Origin of the sequence: Paraburkholderia sp. BL18I3N2, assembly GCF_003001875.1 — a bacterium.
Lineage (GTDB): Bacteria > Pseudomonadota > Gammaproteobacteria > Burkholderiales > Burkholderiaceae > Paraburkholderia > Paraburkholderia phytofirmans.
In genome coordinates this window covers 377,602-397,296 of sequence record NZ_PVNC01000002.1, presented here as the reverse complement: position 1 = coordinate 397,296, position 19,695 = coordinate 377,602, and the positions used below count along the sequence as shown (strand labels likewise).

Here is a 19,695-nt window from a genome sequence, read left to right as displayed (position 1 = left end):
AAGGCCAACGCGAGCCTTCAACCGGTCAGCGGCGCCCGAAATCACACTCGAGATCATGGCTTTACTCAACATCCTCAATTACCCGGACAAACGGCTGCACAAGATCGCCAAGCCGGTCGAAGCGGTCAACGACCGCATCCGCCGCCTCGTCAAGGACATGGCCGAAACCATGTACGCCGCGCCGGGCGTCGGCCTTGCCGCGACCCAGGTGGACGTGCACGAACGCGTGATCACGATCGACGTGTCGGACGACCACAACGAACTGCTCGCGTTCATCAACCCCGAAATCATCTGGTCGAGCGACGAAAGAAAGCTGTCGGAAGAGGGCTGTCTTTCGGTGCCGGGCATTTACGACAACGTCGAGCGCGCCGAGAAGGTGCGCGTGCGGGCGCTCAACGAGAAGGGCGAAACCTTCGAGATGGACTGCGAAGGCCTGCTCGCGGTGTGCATCCAGCACGAAATGGATCACCTGATGGGCCGGGTGTTCGTCGAGTACCTGTCGCCGCTGAAGCAGACGCGCATCAAGAGCAAGATGAAGAAGCTCGCCCACGCGATGTAATGCGCGTTCACCTCGCCTACCGCCCCCGTTCATGAGTCATTCATTGCGCGTCATCTTTGCCGGTACGCCGGAGTTCGCCGCAGCCGCGCTGGCCGCGATCCACAGCGCCGGTTTCCAGGTGCCGCTCGTGTTGACCCAGCCGGACCGGCCCGCCGGGCGCGGAATGAAATTGCAGGCGAGCCCGGTCAAGCGCTATGCGCAGGAGCACGGACTGGCTGTCGCCCAGCCGCCTTCGCTGCGACGTGCCGGCAAATATCCGGCCGAAGCCGCCGCCGCGATCGATCAGCTGCGCGCCACGCCGCATGACGTCATGGTCGTGGCCGCTTACGGGCTGATCCTGCCGCAGGAAGTGCTCGATATCCCGCCGCTCGGCTGTATCAACATTCACGCGTCATTGCTGCCGCGCTGGCGCGGCGCGGCACCGATTCATCGCGCGATCGAAGCGGGCGACGCCGAAACCGGCATCACGCTGATGCAGATGGACGTCGGCCTGGACACAGGCGCGATGATCTCCGAAGCACGCACCGCGATTTCCGCCGACGACACCACGGCGACCCTGCACGACCGTCTAGCGCAAGACGGCGCGAAGCTGATCGTCGAGGCGCTGATCGAACTCGAGCGCACCGGCAAACTGGCGGCAACGCCGCAACCCGCGGAAGGCGTGACCTACGCGGAAAAGATCGGCAAACAGGAAGCCGCGCTCGACTGGCGCCGCCCGGCGGCAGTGCTGGCGCGCCAGGTGCGCGCGTTCGATCCGTTCCCTGGCGGCGTCGGCACGCTTGAAGACGGCACGTCGCTCAAGCTTTGGGCCGCGGTTCCCAGTGATACGCAAGCCAACGGTGCACCGGGCACGATCACCGACGTCTCTCCCGAAGGCGTCGTCGTAGCCTGCGGCGAAGGCGCGCTGCGTCTCACGCAATTGCAGAAACCCGGCGGCAAACGCCTGCCGGTGCGCGAATTCCTGGCCGGCTCGACGCTGGCCGTGGGGCAGCGCTTTCAACTTCCCGAAGCAAAGTAACACCGTTGCTTGTGGCTTGAACATCGTCCATTCGGCCGATGTTCGAGACCTCGCTGGACAAGCCAGCCGCGCGTTAGAATCCTCCATGCAATAGCTAGGATTTCGAGGGTTCACATGTTCGGCATCACCCATTTCGAGTTTTTCGTCGTCGCGGTCTTTCTTCTGAACGTGACGCCCGGTCCCGATACGGCTTATATCGTCGGGCGCAGTGTCGCGCAAGGCCGCGGAGCGGGTCTCATGTCAGCGCTTGGCATTTCCGCCGGCTGCTGTGTTCACTCGCTGGCCTGCGCGTTCGGGTTGACCGCGTTGCTGGCCGCGTCGGCCACCGCATTTACGGTTATCAAGTTCGTCGGCGCTATTTATCTGATGTATCTCGGCGTGCGCTTGCTGTTCACCAAGCCGGCTGCCGCCAGCGACGCCGCGGGCGAAGCGCGCGCGGCCGGCGCACCCAAGTCGCTACGCCAGCTTTTCCTGCAAGGCTTCTGGACTAACGTGCTGAACCCCAAGGTGGTGCTGTTTTTCGTGTCGTTCTTCCCACAATTCGTGACGACCGGCAGCGATCACAAAGCGCTCGCCTTCCTCACGTTGGGCGCGGTGTTCGTCATGATGAGCATGGTCTGGAACAGTTTTGTCGCGTGGATCGCGGGCAGTGTGACGCGGCGTTTCTCTGGCCAGCCGTCGGTGAAGAGGTGGCTGGATCGTGGAGTCGGCAGCGCTTTCGTCGGCTTGGGCATCAAGCTCGCCACCGCATCAAGATGATTGAATTTTCCCGACGCGCCCATATCTAACATTTTGCTTACAATCGGGCGCCGCGATCACGCGGCGCAGATATGAACCCGCGTTAGGGCAAGGAGTTGCAGACATGTTCAATTGGGTCAAAACCGCGATGTTGATGGCCGCGATCACGGCCCTTTTCATCGTGATCGGCGGGATGATCGGCGGGTCGCGCGGCATGACGATCGCGCTCGTGATCGCCCTTGGGATGAATTTCTTTTCGTACTGGTTCTCGGACAAGATGGTCCTACGCATGTACAACGCGCAGGAAGTCGACGAAACGAGTGCGCCGCAGTTCTATCGCATGGTGCGCGAACTCTCCACACGCGCCGGCCTGCCCATGCCGCGCGTCTACCTGATCAATGAAGACGCGCCGAACGCGTTCGCCACCGGCCGCAATCCGGAGCATGCGGCGGTCGCCGCTACCACCGGCATTCTGCGCGTGCTGTCCGAGCGCGAAATGCGCGGGGTCATGGCGCACGAACTCTCGCACGTGAAGCATCGCGACATTCTGATCTCGACCATTTCGGCCACCATGGCCGGCGCCATTTCCGCGCTGGCGAACTTCGCGATGTTCTTCGGCGGCCGCGACGAAAACGGCCGTTCCACGAACCCGATCGCGGGCATCGCCGTCGCGCTGCTGGCGCCGATCGCCGGTGCGCTGATTCAGATGGCGATTTCGCGCGCACGTGAATTCGAGGCCGATCGTGGCGGCGCGCAGATTTCCGGCGACCCGCAGGCACTTGCTTCGGCGCTCGACAAGATTCATCGTTACGCGAGCGGGATTCCGTTTCCCACGGCCGAGCAGCATCCGGCCACCGCGCAGATGATGATCATGAATCCGCTGTCCGGCGGCGGCATCGCGAACCTGTTCTCCACGCACCCGGCCACCGAGGAACGTATCGCCCGTCTGATGGAAATGGCGCGCACGGGGCGCTTCGAATAATGCCGCGCGGCGCTCGTGCGATGTAAGAAAAGGCGAGTCCGCGAACTCGCCTTTTTTATTCCAGCGCAATGGAGCGAGAGCGAGTGGAGGCGCTGCGGGATGACGTGAACGCTAGTTTCTTCACTGGCGTGTGAAGGTCCGCACCGGATCGGTGAACCTACGTTTCAGATCCGGCTATCGTGGCCGCCGTGGCTCTGCAATCGGTACGCTTACAGACTGCCCGCGGGCCGTGCGCCACGCCAAGCCATGCCAAGGCCCGCACTGAATCGCTGAACCCACCCTTCAGTCCCACCCCTTCCCGCTCGTCGCAGATCCGCAAACGGGCCGCTCACGAACCGCCCGCCGGCCCGCTCCGCGCGCCACGCTACAATGCGTGTTGATTGCGTCGCGCGCTCCGCGCGGCCCGCTTTAGCCTTCTTCATGACCACAAAGCCTTCTTCGCGTACTGCTTCCTCTTCGGCGCGTCCCCGCGAATCACGTCTGTCGATGCTGCATCTCGCGCCCGAGTCGCTCGGTTTCGCGCTTGACTGCGCGGGCCAGGCGGTCGGTGCCGTGCGTCTCGGCGCAGCCTTGCCGGCCGCGCTGCAGGCTGTCTTCGTGTCGGCGCCCGAGGGTAGCGCCGCCGCTGCGCGTGGCGCTGTGCAGGACATCGCGTACCGCACCATGCGGCGTCTCGCGACCGCCGAGTGGCTGATCGCGAAGCTGGTGAAAAAGGCGCCGCCGCCGCACGTCGGCCACGTGCTCGCGTGTTCGCTGGCGCTGCTCGTCGACGACGAAGCGAACGCCGCCTACGCACCGTTTACGGTCGTCGATCAGGCCGTGAGCGCGATCGGTGCGCGTCGTGAATTCGCCTTCGCCAAGGGCCTCGTGAACGCCGTGCTGCGCAGCTTCCTGCGCGAGCGCGAAGCGCTGCTGAAGGACGCGCAAGACGACGAAGTGGCGCGCTGGAACTACCCGGCATGGTGGATCGATGCGGTGAAGCGCGCATGGCCCGACGCATGGCAGTCGGTGCTGGCCGCCGGCAACACACAAGGCCCGCTGACGCTGCGCGTGAACGCGCGTCACTCGACAGTCGACGCCTATCTGCAAGTGCTGCAAAACCATCACATTGCCGCGAGCAAGGCGGGCGACTACGCCGTCAAGCTCGCCACGCCGATGCCGGTCGACCGCATTCCGGGTTTCAGCGAGGGCGTCGTCTCGGTGCAGGACGCCGGCGCGCAACTCGCCGCGCCACTACTCGACGCGCGCGACGGCATGCGTGTGCTCGACGCCTGCGCGGCGCCTGGCGGTAAGACCGGCCATCTGCTCGAACTCGCCAAACTTCAGCTCGTCGCGCTCGAAAGCGATGCGTCGCGCGCGCGCCGTATCGGCGAAAATCTGCAGCGGCTCAAGCTCGAAGCGGAAGTGCGGATCGGCGACGCGGGCGCGCCGTCAAAATGGCACGACGACATCGACCAGCCGTTCGACCGCATTCTGGCCGACGTGCCGTGTTCGGCGTCGGGAATCGTGCGGCGTCATCCGGATATCCGCTGGCTGCGCCGCGCGTCCGACATTCCTGCGCTGGTCGCCGAGCAACGCCGCATTCTCGACGCGCTGTGGCCGCTCGTGAAACCAGGCGGCGAGTTGCTCTACGTTACGTGTTCGATCTTTCCCGAAGAAGGCGAGTTGCAGGCGCAGTGGTTTGGAAACAAGTATCAGGATGCGGTACGATTGGACGCGCCGGGGCAACTGCTGCCTTCAGTCGCTCGCGCGCCCGCCGACACATCGGCCGGTTCTCATGCCGGACAACCCGCTGAAGACAGCGCCGGCGCGAACTCAGACCACGACGGATTCTTCTACGCGCGCTTTCAGAAACGGTGACCATCAAACGCTTCTTCCCGCTTCGGCTCGCTGCCGTGCTCTGGATCGCGCTGGCCGTATGGCTGGCGGCGCCGGGCGTGGCGCATGCTGATTCGATCGCGGTGCAGCGTGCGTCGCTGCAAGCCGACAACACGGGTTGGAATCTCGACGCGCGTTTCGACTTCGATCTGAACAGCAACCTCGAAGACGCGGTCAATAAAGGCATTCCGCTTTATTTCACGACCGACTTCGAATTGAGCCGGCCGCGCTGGTACTGGTTCGACGAGCAGCCGGTGAGCGTGTCGCAAAGCATTCGCCTGTCGTTCCAGCCACTCACGCGCGAGTATCGCGTGTCGAGTGTGTCGTCCGGCGGCTTGCAGCTCGGCTTCACCACGCTCAAGGATGCGCTCGCGGTGATCAAGCACATCACATCGTGGCACGTGATCGACCGCAACGAAGTGCGTGTCGGCGAGACGTATAACGCGTCGGTGCGCATGCAACTCGACATCGCGCTGATGCCCAAGCCGTTTCAGATCGACGCGGTGAACAACCGCGACTGGAATCTCGCTTCCGAATGGAAGCGCTTTACTTTCACGGTGACCGAACGTGCTAAATAAAGTGCGCTCCGCTACCAGTGTCAGCAGCATCGTCGTGCGCGTGCTGGTGTCGACGGTCGCCGTGACGGCCGTGCTGCTGCTCGTGCTGCTAGCGGCGGCCAGCGCGAACACCGAATTCTTCGACCGCTATTACCAGTGGCTCTACGCCGCCAACCTCGTGGTCGCGATGATCTTTTTGCTGGTGGTGGCGACGCTCGTCATCATCATCATCGCGCGGCTGAGAAAGGGTAAGTTCGGTACGCGGCTGTTGGCGAAACTTGCGTTCTTCATGGCGCTGGTCGGCGTGGTGCCGGGCGGCATCATCTACATCGTGTCGTATCAGTTCGTGTCGCGCAGCATCGAGTCCTGGTTCGATGTGAATGTCGAAACAGCGCTCACGTCCGGTTTGAATCTCGGACGCGGCATGCTAGACGCGTCGCTGTCCGATCTGCAGACCAAGGGCCGGTTGATGTCGGAACAGTTGGCGAGCGCGGACGCCGCCGGCACCACGCTCACGCTGCTGCGTCTGCGCGATCAGTTCGGCGTGCAGGACGCGACGATCGTCGAACCTACGCGCAGCATGTCGGGCGCGACGCCGGATATGCACGTGGTCGCGCAGGCTTCGGGCAACTACGCGACGCTCGTGCCGAACGATTTGCCTACGCCGCTGATGGTCGAGCAGGCGCGCGGCCGCGGCTATGCGGCGATCGAAGGCGAAGTGGACGGCGATCCTCACGCGCATGGCGGCAAGGGCGTGTTGCGGCTGCGCGTGGTGCAACGCATCCCCGATTCGAACGCCTCGCTGCTGCAGCCCACCGAACGCTTCTTGCAACTCACGCAGCCGGTTTCGCCCACGCTCGCGCGTAACGCCGACGCGGTGCAGCGCGCCTATCGCGAGTACCAGGAGAAGGCGCTCGGCCGCACGGGTCTACGCAAGATGTATATCGGCACGTTGACGCTCGCGCTGTTCCTCGCCACCTTCATCGCGATGATGCTGGCGCTTGCGCTCGGCAATCAGTTGGCGCGGCCATTGTTCCTGCTGGCCCAAGGCACGAAAGAAATCACGGAAGGCGATTACACGCCGAAGCGCGAAATCAAATCGCGTGACGAACTGGGCTTTCTCACGCAGTCGTTCAACGCAATGACGCGGCAGTTGTCCGAAGCACGCGCGGCGGTCGAAAACAATCGCATCGCGCTCGAACACTCGAAGGCGTATCTGGAAAGCATTCTGGCAAATCTGACCGCCGGCGTGTTCGTGTTCGATCGGCGGTTCAGACTGACCACCGCGAATCGCGGCGCCGAGCGAATTTTCCGTCAGCCGTTCCAGGCGGTGTTGGGTTCGGCTTTGGATCAGATCGGCGTGCTGAGCGAATTCGGTGGCATGGTGCGCAAGGCGTTTGCCGATCGCGAAGCGGCGAGCGGCGACGGTCACGACGATCGCGGCCACTGGCAGCAGCAGTTCTCGGTGCAGGTGCCGGGCGAAACAGAGCCGCTCACCTTGCTCGTGCGCGGCGCGCGGCTCGTCTCGGCGACGGACCGCGACGCGGAAGACATGCAGACTTCCGGCTACGTCGTCGTATTCGACGATATCTCGGACGTGATCTCCGCGCAGCGTTCGATCGCGTGGGGTGAAGTCGCGCGGCGGCTCGCGCACGAGATCAAGAACCCGCTCACGCCGATCCAGCTCTCGGCGGAGCGTCTGCAGATGAAGCTCGCCGACAAGCTGTCGCCATCCGATGCCGATGTGCTGAAGCGCGGCGCGACTACGATCGTGAATCAGGTCGCCGCGATGAAGCAGATGGTCGACAACTTCCGCGATTACGCGCGCACACCGCCAGCCGTGCTCGCGCATCTGCAGCTGAACGATCTGGTCAGCGAAGTGCTCACGCTGTACGGTATCGAAGAGGGCAAGGGCGCCATTCAGGTGGAGCTCGCCGAATTGCCGGCGATTCGTGGCGACGCGACGCAATTGCGTCAGGTGATTCACAACCTGCTGCAGAACGCGCAGGATGCGGTGGCGGACCTCGAGCATCCGCGTGTGTTGCTCGAGACGAGGACAGTAGAATACGGGGACCCCGACGCGGAAGGCAAAGTCCACGTCGCGGTGCGTCTGACGGTGTCGGATAACGGAGCGGGCTTTCCCGCGCGTATCCTCACACGTGCATTCGAACCTTACGTAACGACCAAGGCCAAAGGTACGGGCCTGGGTCTTGCGATGGTCAAGAAGATCGTCGATGAACATGGCGCGCGCATCGACATCCGCAATCGCATGAAAGCGGGCGATGTCATCGAGGGCGCGCAGATTTCGATCCTCTTCCTTCAACTGGCAGACGATGGCGCGGCATCCGGAACAGGTCCGCGTCCGGCGCACGGCGGTGCGTCGCAGGGAAAGACAAAAGCAACAGTGCAGACAAGGGCAGCGTAAATGGCAACCATCCTGGTGGTAGATGATGAAATGGGCATCCGGGAATTGCTCTCGGAGATCCTGAGCGACGAAGGGCATGTCGTGGAGGCCGCGGAAAACGCGCAGGAAGCGCGCGAGTTCCGTTTGCGCCAGGCGCCTGACCTGGTGCTGCTCGACATCTGGATGCCCGACACCGACGGCGTGACCTTGCTCAAGGAATGGGCCGCGCAAGGGCAACTGACCATGCCGGTGATCATGATGTCCGGCCACGCAACCATCGACACGGCGGTTGAAGCAACCAAGATCGGCGCACTCAATTTCCTTGAGAAGCCGATTGCGCTGCAGAAACTGCTGAAGGCCGTCGAACAGGGTCTAGCGCGTGGCACTGCAGCCGGAACGCCGGGCGGCGTGGCGGCCAAGCCAGTGTTGCCGGTGAGTGCTTCGACGGTGGCTTCGGCGGCAGCATTGCCGATGCTCTCCACCGACGGCATGGGCAGCGGCGCGTTGGCTGCACAAACGGCCTCGATCTCGTTCGACATTCCGCTGCGTGACGCACGCGACGCGTTCGAGCGCGCGTACTTCGAATATCACCTCGCGCGTGAGAACGGCAGCATGACACGCGTGGCGGAGAAGACCGGTCTGGAGCGCACGCACTTGTACCGCAAGCTCAAGCAACTCGGCGTGGATCTCGGCAAAAACAAAGGTGAGTGAAACGCGGAAGTGAAGCCGGCGTTGAGCATGCGGAATCACTTCCACAGAATTTTTCGAGAAGGGGCTTGTCGGAGCGCTGACCCTTTGATATCATTTCGTTCTTCGTTGGCCCGGTAGCTCAGTTGGTAGAGCAGCGGATTGAAAATCCGCGTGTCGATGGTTCGATTCCGTCCCAGGCCACCAGGATTCAGCCCCAGGAAATCGCAAGATTCCTGGGGCTTTTCCTTTTTGTGCGCCTAATGGTGATGGGGCGTGATGGGCAGCGTTGCTTCGGCTTGAGCGCACCGCGCGTGAAGGGCGCGCTCGGCGGCATTTGGCGTCGCGTGATAAAATCGCGCCAGTTCAAGGACTTGCACGTAAGTGCGTCGCCTGAGTGCCGCGCGGCAACGCCGCCATTAGCACCAAACCCTTCGCCCGACGATTAACGGTATAAGCGCCCAGCGACTCTGCATGCGGAAGGCGCGGCCTATACTGCTTTGGGCCGGCAGCAGTGCCGGCACGCGTCGCGCCGCGTTGCTTGCATGGCGCACCTCGCGCAGCGCGACGTGGCACTCTTCATTCACGGAGTTTCACGGTGATCCGCAAAGACGCTAAACGTAGCGCTCTGGTGCTGTTTTCCGGCGGCCAGGATTCCGCCACATGTCTTGCCTGGGCGCTCGAACGTTATGAAACGGTCGAGACACTAGGCTTCGATTACGGTCAGCGGCACCGCGTCGAACTGGAATGCCGCGAGGGGTTTCGCAACGCCGTCGCGCGCGCATTTCCGGCATGGGCCGAGCGCCTCGGCGACGACCATATGATCGATCTGTCGGTGCTCGGCGCGATCAGCGATACCGCCATGACGCGCGAGATCGAGATCGAAGCCACGGCCAACGGTTTGCCGAACACGTTCGTACCGGGCCGGAATCTGATGTTCATGACCATCGCGGCGGCGATTGCCTATCGACGTGGTTTGCAGGTGCTGGTCGGCGGAATGTGCGAGACGGATTTTTCGGGCTATCCCGATTGCCGCGACGACACCATGAAGGCGTTGCAGGTCGCGCTGAACCTCGGCATGGACACACGTGTCCTGCTCGAGACGCCGTTGATGTGGCTCGACAAAGGCGACACGTGGCGCCTTGCACACGAACTCGGCGGCGATGAACTGGTCGAGCTGGTGCGCGTCGAGACGCATACGTGCTATGTCGGCGAACGCGCCGAATTGCATGCATGGGGTTTCGGTTGCGGCGAATGCCCGGCGTGCCGCTTGCGCAAGCGCGGCTACGAAGCGTATCTGTCGGGTGAGAAGGTCACCGAGGCGCCGGTCTGACGACGCTCGGCGCAGCAGCGCAACTCAGGCATTAAATTTCAGGACACAGGGCAGAAAGCAGCATGACTTACGCGGTCAAGGAAATCTTCTACACGTTGCAGGGCGAGGGCGCGAATGCCGGGCGTCCGGCCGTCTTTTGCCGGTTCGCAGGCTGCAATCTGTGGTCGGGCCGCGAAGAAGATCGTGCCGAGGCGGTGTGCCGCTTCTGCGATACCGATTTCGTCGGCACCGACGGCGAGAACGGCGGCAAGTACCGCACGGCTGACGATCTCGTGAAGACGATCGCGTCGCAATGGCCCGAAGGCGAGGGCGAGCGTTTCGTGGTGTGCACGGGCGGCGAGCCAATGCTGCAGATTGATCAACCATTGGTCGACGCGCTGCATGCCGCCGGCTTCGAAATCGCCATCGAAACCAACGGCTCGCTGCCGGTGCTCGAAACGATCGACTGGATCTGCGTGAGTCCGAAGGCTGACGCGCCGCTCGTTGTGACCAAAGGCAACGAACTGAAGGTCGTAATTCCGCAGGACAACCAGCGTTTGTCCGAGTATGCGAAGCTCGACTTCGAGTATTTCCTCGTCCAACCCATGGACGGTCCGTCGCGCGACCTCAACACCAGGCTCGCGATCGACTGGTGCAAACGCCATCCGCAATGGCGCCTGTCGATGCAGACCCACAAGTATCTGAACATTCCCTGATTTGCCGTGCTGACGATTACACGAAAACTCGAATTCGACGCGGGTCACCGCATTCCCGATCACCGCAGCCAGTGCCGTAATCTGCACGGCCATCGCTATGTGCTTGAAATCACGCTGCAAGGCGATCTGGTCGACACCGAAGGCGCGCCCGATCGCGGCATGGTGATGGACTTCGCCGACGTGAAATCGCTCGCCGTCGAGCATCTGGTCGACAAGTGGGACCACGCGTTTCTCGTCTATGAGGGCGATACACAGGTGCGCGGTTTCCTCGAAACGATGGCCGGCCACAAGACGGTCGTGCTCGATCGCATCCCCACCGTCGAAAATCTTGCCGCCGTCGCGTTCGACATTCTCGCGAATGTCTACGACGCGCACTACGGTGTGAATCTGCGTCTGCACAAGCTGCGTCTGTACGAGACGCCGAATTGCTGGGCCGACGTGGTCCGCGACTAAAGGCCGTAACCTGACGCTCGCGGGCCGCTCGCGCGGCCAACCCTCGCGTTATTGTCACGGTATGATCGCTCCGATAACCACACGGAGCGAGACATGCCGGTCACCGCATTGCGTCGCAGCAGGCAACCGGGCCGCCACGGCCCGCGCGTTCATCTGGCTCACGAGGCCAGCGTGCTTTCCCGCAGTTCCCGCGAAGCGTCGCTTCATCGACACGGAGCGCGGCAATGAGCACCTTCACCAATCCCCTCAAGTCACGCCTCAAAGAAACCGATCCGCTGTTCGGACTGTGGCTCTCGCTCGGTAGCGACGCCGCTGCCGAAGCGCTCGCGCACGCCGGTTACGACTGGCTGCTGATCGACATGGAGCATTCGCCGAACGATAGCGGCGACGTCGCCTCGCAATTGCGCGCGATCGCCGCGGCGCATCTGCCGAGCGAGCCGGTGGTGCGTGTGCCGTCGAGCGAAGCATGGCTCGTCAAGCGCGTGCTGGATGCCGGCGCGCGCACGCTGATGTTCCCGAATATCGAGTCTGCGGACGAGGCGGCGCGTGCCGTGCGTCTCACGCAATATCCGAGCGCCGGCGCGCTCGACGGTGAGCGCGGCGTCGCCGGTGCGGTGCGCGCCGCGGGCTACGGCATGCGGCGCGACTACGTGCAGACGGCCAACGCGCAGATCGCGACCATCGTGCAGATCGAGTCGGCGCGCGGCTTGCAGGAAGTGGAAAAGATCGCGGCGACGCCGGGCGTCGATTGCCTGTTCGTCGGGCCAGCCGATCTTGCCGCGAGCCTCGGTCATCTCGGCGATTCGAAGCATGCCGACGTGCAGGCCGCGATGGCGCGCATCGTCAGCGCTGCGGACAAGGCGGGCATTGCCGCCGGTATTTTTGCCATGGACGTCGCGAGTGCCAAGCAGCATCGCGATGCCGGTTTTCGATTCATCGCTCTGGCCGCCGACGTCATGTGGATGTTGCGCGCAACTCGCCAGGCGTTGCAGGAGGTAAGGTCATGAAGGGGATGGTGCAGTGCGTCGTGGTGCGTCTGGCAGTCACAGCGGCATTGGTGGCGAATGTGGCGGCCTATGCGCAAGACAGCCGGATCGCGAAGTCGAATGATCCGGAGACGCAAACCGCGGTCGCCGACTACAACGCCGGCAATCTGGGCGCGGCGCTTGCCGAGTTCCGCAAGGCCGCCGAGCGCGGCAGCCGGCTCGCCGAGTTCAACTACGCGATGATGCTGCTCAACGGCGAAGGCGCGCCCGCGAATGTCGATGAAGGCAAGAAATGGCTGCGCAAAGCCGCCGACGCCAACATGTCGCACGCGCAATACGTGTACGGCAAGATGTACGACGATGGCGAGTTCGTCGGGCGCGATCCGGTCGAGGCGCACCGCTGGTTCCTGAAGGCGGCGCAGCAAGGTCACGTGCAGGCGGAGTTGGCGCTGGCCAATCAGTTCCTCGATGGACGCGGCACCGAGCGCGACAACAAGCAGGCGTTCGTCTGGTACAAGAAGGCGGCGCAGGGCGGCGACATGACCGCGCAATACGTGGCGGGCTCGTTCTACGAACGCGGCGGCGACGGCGTGGAGAAGAATCTCAACGTGGCGCGCGCTTATTACGCGGCTGCGGCGGCGCAGGGCGATCCGGCGGCGCGGCTCAAGTATCAGCAACTCAGCGCGCAGTTGCGGGATCAGAAGGAAGTAAAGCCGCAGTAAACCTGTGGCGTTTTGATAGCGACGCTGGATACGAAAAGGGGCGCTCTGTGTGAAGAGCGCCCCTTTTGCTTATGGTGTTACCGACAGTGCTCGCGCGGCACCGTCGCACTAACTCTGCATCAGCCGCTTCTGCCGCGCGACGCTCATGATCAGGCCGATGGCGACGCCCAGCGTCGTCAGCGCGGTGCCACCGTAACTCATGAATGGCAACGGCACGCCGACCACCGGCAAGATGCCGCTCACCATGCCGATATTCACGAACGCATAGGTGAAGAACGCCATAGTCAGTGAGCCGGCTAACAGGCGTCCAAATAGCGTCGCGCCATTGGCCGCGATATACAGCCCACGCGCGATCAATAGCATGTACAGCGTGAGCAGCACGATGCCGCCCGCCAGGCCGAACTCTTCGGAGAACACCGCGAAAATGAAGTCGGTGTGCTTCTCGGGGATGAACTCCAGATGCGCCTGTGTGCCCTTCAGCCAGCCTTTGCCAAGCGGACCACCCGAGCCGATCGCAATGACCGCCTGGATCGTATGGAAGCCCTTGCCGAGCGGATCGGAAGTGGGATCGAGTAGCGTGCAGATGCGGTGCTTCTGGTAGTCGTGCATCAGCGGCCATTGCACTTCCGGCTGACAGATTTTGTCCTGGAAGGCCGCGATGGAGGCGACCGCGATCACGCCTGCAATCAGCACCGGCACGATCAACTTGAAACTCAGGCCCGCAAAGTAAATCACGAAGAGGCCGGCCGCAAATACCAGCACGGCTGTGCCGAGATCGGGCTGCTTGGCGATCAGCCCGACCGGCACCGCGAGAATCACCAGACCGACCAGAAAGTCGTACCAGCGCATCACGCCTTCGCGCCGCTGGTAGTACCACGCGAGCATTAGCGGCGTGGCGATCTTCAGGATTTCCGACGGCTGGATCACCACGCCGACATTGATCCAACGCTTCGCACCTTTGCGCGTCAGGCCAAATAGCGCCACCGCGACCAGCAACGCGATCCCGAACGTATAGAGCGGAACCGCGAAGCGCATCAGGGTTGTGGGTGGCACATTGGCGAGCGCCCACATCAGCACGAAGGTGAGCATGATGTTGCGCAACTGGTCTTCCACGCGGCCGGGGACATCCAGACTCGCGCTATACAGCGTGACGATGCCGACGCACAACAGCAGAAACACGATCAGTGCGAGCGGGCGGTCGAAGCCCGCGAACATCCGCTTGATGCGGTCGAGCCAGGCGCGCTTGTCGAATTGCATGCCTTTCTCCTTACTCGTCGATGCCGCCGGAAACCGGCTGGCGTGGCGACGTGGCCTGAATACCGTCGTCGCGCGAAGGAGCGGCGGCAGCCGGCGCCGGCTGGCTGGCCGGTCGGGGTTTGTGCGGGACGCCGGATTTACGCGACGCTGGATTCTTCGTGGCGGCGGCCGCGGACGCCGAGGCGGGCACCGGTGCCGATGCGGCATCAGGCGCGGAAGCTGCCGCCGCCGCCGACGCAGCCTTCGCAGCCGCCGCAGCGGAAGCCGCCGCTGCCGCCGAAGCCGCACCGGGAATCGGCAGCGCGGTGAAGCCCGCCGCGACCTTGACCGGCTGCACGCCGTCTTGCGGCGCTGGCGGTGCGCCGCCGACTTCCGGCGCGGACGCATCTTCGGTTGCCGACGCCGCTGCCTCGATGGCAGCTTGCTGCGCGCCCGGCTTGTTCTTGCCGACGAGGTAATAGTCGAGCACCTTGCGCGCAATCGGGCCCGCCGATTCCGCACCCCAGCCGCCGTTTTCAACGATCAGCGCGAGGGCGATTTTCGGCTGCTCGGCCGGTGCGAACGCAATGAAGAGCGCGTGGTCGCGCAGATGCTCGGCGATCGCGTGGCCCTTGTAGTTCGCGCCCTGCAGCGAGTAGACCTGCGCCGTCCCCGTCTTGCCGGCCGCCTGGTACTGCGCGCCGATAAACAGCTTCGACGCCGTGCCGTTGGTCACGACACCTTCCATCGCGCGCTTGATGATGTCGATGTCCGACTGCTTCACTGCAATCTTGTCGCTCGGATCTCGCACCACCGGCCGCGTGTCTTTCGTGATCGGATTTTCGATGTCGCGCACGAGGTGCGGCTTCATCACCACGCCGTTGTTCGCGAGCGTCGCCGTGGCGTGAGCGAGTTGCAGAATGGTGAACGAGTTGTAGCCCTGGCCGATGCCGAGACTGATCGTTTCGCCTTCATACCAGCGTTGCTGTTCGGGCTTGCGGTACGCCTTGCGCTTCCATTCCGTGGAGGGAAGAATGCCCTTCGCCTCGCCCGAAATGTCGATGCCGGTGATCTGGCCGAAACCCCACGGCTTCATGAAGTTGGCGATGTTGTTGACGCCGAGATCGTGCGCGAGCATGTAGAAATACGTGTCGTTCGACACTACGATCGCGCGGTTCATGTCGACCCAGCCTTGTCCTGAGCGCACGTCGTTGCGGAACGTGTGGCCACCGAACGTGTACGAGCCCGGATCCTGGAAGCCCCAGCCCGGCGTGCGCTTGTGCAGCGTGAGCGCGGCGAGCGCCATGAACGGCTTGTAAGTTGAACCGGGCGGATAGGTGCCGTGCAGCGGCCGGTTGAGTAGCGGATGGTCGGGCGAGTTGTTGAGATCGTCCCAGGTCTGCTGGTCGATGCCGTCGACGAACGAGTTCGGATCGAAGCTCGGCGCGGACACGAAGGCGAGCACGTCGCCGGTCGAAGGCTCGATCGCGACCAGTGCGCCGCGGCGGCCCGCGAAGGCTTGCTCGGCGACCTGCTGCAAGCCGATGTCCAGCGACAGCACGAGGTTGTTGCCAGGCGTCGCCTGCGTGCGCGACAACGTGCGCACCGGACGGCCGCCGGCGGTAACTTCCACTTCCTCGAAACCGGTCTGGCCGTGCAACTCGGTCTCGTAACTCTGCTCGACGCCGATCTTGCCGATGTAGTCCGTGCCCTTGTAGTTGTTCGCGTCCAGACGTGGATCGTAGTGGTCCGGATCGCTGTCGTTCTGATCGCTGGCGTCGTCGATACGATCCTGGTCGCGCTGCGAAATCCGGCCGATGTAGCCGATCACGTGCGCCGCGGTCGGGCCGAGCGGATACTGGCGGAACAGGCGCGCGCGCACTTCCACGCCGGGAAAACGGAAGCGCTGCGCGGTGAAACGCGCGACTTCGTCGTCGGTCAGGCGGGTGCGGATCGGCAGGCTCTCGAAGTTCTTCGAGTCTTCCTGCAGCTTCTTGAAGCGGCGGCGGTCGCGTGCGTCGATCGAGACGACCGTGGCCAGGTTGTCGATCACGTTTTCCAGCGAGTCGTTCAGCTTCGACGGCGTCAGTTCGAGCGTGTAGGCCGAGTAGTTCTTGGCCAGCACGACGCCGTTGCGATCCGTGATGATGCCGCGGTTCGGCACGATCGGCGCGACGGAAATGCGGTTTTCATCGGCTTGCAGCGAGTATTTGCTGTAGTGCCAGACCTGCAGGAACAGGAAGCGGAAGCCGATCAGCCCGAAGCAGACGAACACGAACAGGCCCGCCGCCGCGACGCGCAGGCGGAACTTCGAGAGCTGTTGCTGAGTGTCCTTGAATTCGGTCATGCGATTCTGCAAAAGGCCGGGTGACGGCCATCATGAGTGTGCGCCTTTTCCGGCCGGAACCGGAAGGCATGAACAGCGATGCGCGTCGAGCGAGCCGGCAATGTGGGTTGTGACGGGAACGGCCGGCGGACCCGAAGCATGATCAAATTGGCCGGGTGTCGTCCGGATCGGCCGGGCGGCGTTGCGGCATCAGCAACAGCATGCTGGTGACCGGCCACAGCGCGGCTTCAACGAAGCCGTCGATCAGATAACCCCAACCCGGAAACGCCGCGCCCGTCAGTAGACGGATCACGAACGGCACCAGTTGCGCGACGACCAGCAGCGGCATGACCGCGAAGGTCTGCACGCCGAGCGACATCCACAACACGCGGCGATGGATCGTAATAGCGCCGTACGACAGCAACGTGTACGCCAGCGCGTGCTCGCCGAGCAGGCTGGCGTTATGTACATCCATCAGCAGACCGAGCGAAAACGCGATACCCATGCCGACTTTGCGCGGCTGATGCACGTTCCAGAACAGCAGCACGAGCGCCACGAAGTCCGGTACGCCGGCGAGCCGCCCCCACGGCATCAGGTTCAGCAGAAACGCCGCGGCGAGGCTGAACGAGATGAAGTAGGGATTGACCGGCTGCAGAATGTATTGCGGACGGTTCATGGCTGGGCCCCTGGCTTGGCTGGCGGCTTCGCGTTCTTCTCGGCGGCCGGTTTCTTTTCGAAAGCGGGTTTCTTCTCTGCGGCGGCCGGTTTGGCCGGCGTTTTGTCGGCGGGCTTGGCGGTTGCGGGTTTCTCGGCTGCGGGTTTTTCGCCGGCTTTCGGCGGAGATTTATCCGCTGCGGCCTTGCCGTCGGCCGGTTTGGCGCCCTTTTTCGCTTTTGCGTCCTTCGCGGCCGTGGCTGCGTCGGGCACTTCGGCGGGACGCGGCGGCACATTGTTCACGTAATGCAGCACGAGCAATTGACGTGCGCCGCGCACCGGCGCGATGGGCAAGCAGATCACGCGTGCGAACGCGGTATCGGCCTGCTTGTCGACCCGCACCACCTTGGCAACCGGCAGACCCGGCGGGTACACACCGTCCAGGCCGCTGGTGACGAGTTCGTCGCCCGTCTGAATGTCGGCGCTGATCGGCACGAAGCGCAGATCCAGCGTGTCGCCCTTCGGTGTGCCGTAAATCACGCTGCGCAGGCCGGTGCGCACGATCTGCACCGGCACGGCCTGATCCTTGTCCGTGAGCAGCGTGACTTCGGCTTGCAGCGGGAACACCCGCGTGACCTGGCCGATCACGCCGTCTTCATTGACGACCGGCGAGCCGTTCTGGATGCCTTGCTGCGCACCGCGGCCGATCACGACCTTCTGCGTGAACGGATCGCGCGTGTCGTACTGGATCTCGGCGGGCAGCGATTCCGTGGTGGAGCGCTGCGACAGTTGCAGCAGCGCGCGCAAATGCGTGTTCTCGGCCGCCAACTCAGCGGCCTTATTGGCTTGCTGCGAAAGCTGCAGATCTTTGGTGCGCAGTTTGTCGTTTTCGCTGCGCAGCGTGGCGCTGGTCACGGCCAGGTCGGCGGCGCCCACGAACATATCGCGCGGCACGAGGGCGGCGCGTTGCAACGGATAAAGACCCGCGCCGAGCACGCCACGCACGATTTCGAGCGTTTTGAAGCGTGCGTCGGAGATCAGCAAGGCGATCGCCAGCAAGACAAAAAATACCAGTCGTGCGAGGGCGGACGGTCCTTGCTTGAACAGGGGCGGCGGACTGTATTCCATGGTCGGCGCCGGGGGCGTGAGCGGTTGGGTGAGACGGCGGCGCGCGCTGAACGCGCGTTCAGCGCGCGGAGGCTGGTAGGCCCAGCCAACGGCAAACCGGCCCGCAAGGGGCCGTTTGCCTGATCCGCGCTACTGACATGGAGACGGGCTCGCTTACTCGTACGAGAAGATGCTGCCCAGCTTGTCCATGCGTTCGAGCGCCATGCCCGAGCCGCGCACAACGCAGGTCAACGGGTCTTCGGCGACGAGCACCGGCAGGCCGGTTTCTTCGGCGAGCAGGCGGTCCAGATCGCGCAGCAGTGCGCCGCCGCCCGTGAGCATCATGCCGCGTTCGGCGATGTCGGCGCCCAGTTCCGGCGGCGTTTGTTCGAGCGCGATCTTCACCGACGACACGATCTGGTTCAGCGGATCGGTGAGGGCTTCGAGAATTTCGTTGCTGGAGATGGTGAAGCTGCGCGGAATGCCTTCCGACAGATTGCGGCCCTTCACTTCCATTTCCTTGACTTCGGAACCCGGGAAGGCGGAGCCGATTTCCTTCTTGATGGCTTCGGCGGTTTGCTCGCCGATCAGCATGCCGTAATTACGGCGGATGTAGTTGACGATGGCTTCGTCGAACTTGTCGCCGCCTACGCGCACCGAGCCTTTGTACACGATGCCGCCGAGCGAGATCACGCCGACTTCGGTCGTGCCGCCGCCGATGTCGACGACCATCGAGCCAGTCGCTTCCGACACCGGCAGGCCGGCGCCGATAGCAGCGGCCATGGGTTCTTCAATGAGGTAGACCTGCGAAGCGCCCGCACCGTGCGCGGCTTCTTTAATCGCGCGGCGCTCGACCTGAGTCGAACCGCACGGCACGCAAATGATGATGCGCGGCGACGGCGAGAACATGCGCGATTCGTGAGCAGTTTTGATGAACTGCTTGATCATCTGCTCGGTGACGGTGAAGTCGGCGATCACGCCGTCTTTCATCGGGCGGATCGCCTCGATGTTGCCTGGCACCTTGCCGAGCATCTGCTTGGCTTCCTTGCCGACTGCCTGGATGGTTTTCTTACCGTTGGGACCGCCTTCCTGGCGGATCGAAACCACCGACGGTTCATCGAGAACGATGCCCTTGCCACGCATGTAGATGAGCGTGTTGGCCGTGCCGAGGTCAATGGCCAGATCGTTGGAAAAGTAGCTGCGCAAAAAACCGAACATTCAAAATCCTGTCTCGCTGGGGGCCGGGCCTCGCAATGGTTGCGCAGGGCGGCAGCGGAAAAAATAACAGCTTCAACCGGGCGGAAGCGGCGCCACAGGAACTTGAAGCTGCGAGGGAGTCTACCGGAGGCCGATGCAAAGC

At 63.5% G+C, this 19,695-nt stretch carries 18 protein-coding genes and 1 tRNA gene; 14 read left to right on the top strand and 5 right to left on the bottom strand.

Going from position 1 to position 19,695, the window contains the following annotated elements; all coding sequences use genetic code 11:
• Positions 1–55 precede the first annotated feature (55 nt).
• The 14 genes from def to B0G75_RS07685 all read left to right on the top strand — a co-directional run bounded on the left by def (position 56) and on the right by B0G75_RS07685 (position 13,012).
• Entirely contained in the window at positions 56–559 is a 504-nt protein-coding gene (gene def / locus B0G75_RS07750; RefSeq protein WP_106302779.1) for a peptide deformylase, read from the top strand.
• Positions 560–590: 31 nt separating this feature from the next.
• Positions 591–1,577 carry a methionyl-tRNA formyltransferase gene (gene fmt / locus B0G75_RS07745; protein WP_106302776.1) on the top strand — a complete coding sequence of 329 codons (987 nt, stop codon included), beginning with the start codon at positions 591–593 and terminating at the stop codon, positions 1,575–1,577.
• A 114-nt stretch (positions 1,578–1,691) separates the two neighbouring features.
• Positions 1,692–2,336 (top strand): LysE family translocator, encoded by a 645-nt coding sequence (locus tag B0G75_RS07740; protein ID WP_106302773.1) that lies wholly within the window; start codon positions 1,692–1,694, stop codon positions 2,334–2,336.
• Between the two features lie 103 nt (positions 2,337–2,439).
• On the top strand, positions 2,440–3,297 hold the full coding sequence (htpX, locus tag B0G75_RS07735) for a zinc metalloprotease HtpX (RefSeq protein ID WP_106302770.1): 858 nt from the start codon (positions 2,440–2,442) through the stop codon (positions 3,295–3,297).
• Positions 3,298–3,717: 420 nt separating this feature from the next.
• Entirely contained in the window at positions 3,718–5,157 is a 1,440-nt protein-coding gene (rsmB, locus tag B0G75_RS07730; RefSeq protein ID WP_106303682.1) for a 16S rRNA (cytosine(967)-C(5))-methyltransferase RsmB, read from the top strand.
• Entirely contained in the window at positions 5,154–5,753 is a 600-nt protein-coding gene (locus B0G75_RS07725) for a DUF4390 domain-containing protein (protein ID WP_012431384.1), read from the top strand. Before rsmB ends, B0G75_RS07725 begins: the two co-directional genes overlap by 4 nt.
• The gene (locus B0G75_RS07720; RefSeq protein WP_106302767.1) at positions 5,743–8,157 is read left to right on the top strand and encodes a PAS domain-containing sensor histidine kinase; all 2,415 of its coding nucleotides are present in this window, start codon (positions 5,743–5,745) and stop codon (positions 8,155–8,157) included. The genes B0G75_RS07725 and B0G75_RS07720 overlap by 11 nt, the downstream gene beginning before the upstream one ends.
• Positions 8,158–8,847: a response regulator transcription factor EsaR gene (gene esaR, locus B0G75_RS07715; RefSeq protein WP_106302764.1), complete on the top strand. Its 690-nt coding sequence runs from the start codon at positions 8,158–8,160 to the stop codon at positions 8,845–8,847.
• Positions 8,848–8,954: 107 nt separating this feature from the next.
• Positions 8,955–9,030: transfer RNA gene (locus tag B0G75_RS07710), tRNA-Phe, on the top strand.
• A 391-nt stretch (positions 9,031–9,421) separates the two neighbouring features.
• Positions 9,422–10,156 carry a 7-cyano-7-deazaguanine synthase QueC gene (queC, locus tag B0G75_RS07705; RefSeq protein ID WP_106302761.1) on the top strand — a complete coding sequence of 245 codons (735 nt, stop codon included), beginning with the start codon at positions 9,422–9,424 and terminating at the stop codon, positions 10,154–10,156.
• Between the two features lie 62 nt (positions 10,157–10,218).
• On the top strand, positions 10,219–10,851 hold the full coding sequence (gene queE, locus B0G75_RS07700; RefSeq protein WP_106302758.1) for a 7-carboxy-7-deazaguanine synthase: 633 nt from the start codon (positions 10,219–10,221) through the stop codon (positions 10,849–10,851).
• A 9-nt stretch (positions 10,852–10,860) separates the two neighbouring features.
• Positions 10,861–11,304: a 6-carboxytetrahydropterin synthase QueD gene (gene queD / locus B0G75_RS07695; RefSeq protein ID WP_090518804.1), complete on the top strand. Its 444-nt coding sequence runs from the start codon at positions 10,861–10,863 to the stop codon at positions 11,302–11,304.
• 224 nt (positions 11,305–11,528) lie between these two features.
• The gene (locus B0G75_RS07690) at positions 11,529–12,311 is read left to right on the top strand and encodes an HpcH/HpaI aldolase/citrate lyase family protein (protein WP_106302755.1); all 783 of its coding nucleotides are present in this window, start codon (positions 11,529–11,531) and stop codon (positions 12,309–12,311) included.
• A complete protein-coding gene (locus B0G75_RS07685; RefSeq protein ID WP_106302752.1) occupies positions 12,308–13,012 on the top strand; it encodes a tetratricopeptide repeat protein in 705 nt (234 codons plus the stop codon). The genes B0G75_RS07690 and B0G75_RS07685 overlap by 4 nt, the downstream gene beginning before the upstream one ends.
• A 108-nt stretch (positions 13,013–13,120) precedes the next feature.
• On the opposite strand, the gene rodA is transcribed toward B0G75_RS07685, so the two are convergent.
• The 5 genes from rodA to B0G75_RS07660 all read right to left on the bottom strand — a co-directional run bounded on the left by rodA (position 13,121) and on the right by B0G75_RS07660 (position 19,553).
• Complete coding sequence (gene rodA / locus B0G75_RS07680; protein WP_012431392.1) at positions 13,121–14,269, bottom strand: rod shape-determining protein RodA; 1,149 nt, start codon at positions 14,267–14,269, stop codon at positions 13,121–13,123.
• A 10-nt stretch (positions 14,270–14,279) separates the two neighbouring features.
• Positions 14,280–16,595: a penicillin-binding protein 2 gene (gene mrdA / locus B0G75_RS07675; RefSeq protein WP_106303677.1), complete on the bottom strand. Its 2,316-nt coding sequence runs from the start codon at positions 16,593–16,595 to the stop codon at positions 14,280–14,282.
• A gap of 142 nt (positions 16,596–16,737) precedes the next feature.
• Positions 16,738–17,250, bottom strand: a complete 513-nt coding sequence (mreD, locus tag B0G75_RS07670; RefSeq protein ID WP_106302750.1) for a rod shape-determining protein MreD — start codon at positions 17,248–17,250, stop codon at positions 16,738–16,740.
• On the bottom strand, positions 17,247–18,356 hold the full coding sequence (mreC, locus tag B0G75_RS07665) for a rod shape-determining protein MreC (protein WP_106302747.1): 1,110 nt from the start codon (positions 18,354–18,356) through the stop codon (positions 17,247–17,249). The genes mreD and mreC overlap by 4 nt, the downstream gene beginning before the upstream one ends.
• A gap of 153 nt (positions 18,357–18,509) precedes the next feature.
• Positions 18,510–19,553, bottom strand: coding sequence for a rod shape-determining protein (locus B0G75_RS07660; protein WP_004189550.1), 1,044 nt, complete (start codon positions 19,551–19,553; stop codon positions 18,510–18,512).
• Between the last annotated feature and the right edge of the window lie 142 nt (positions 19,554–19,695).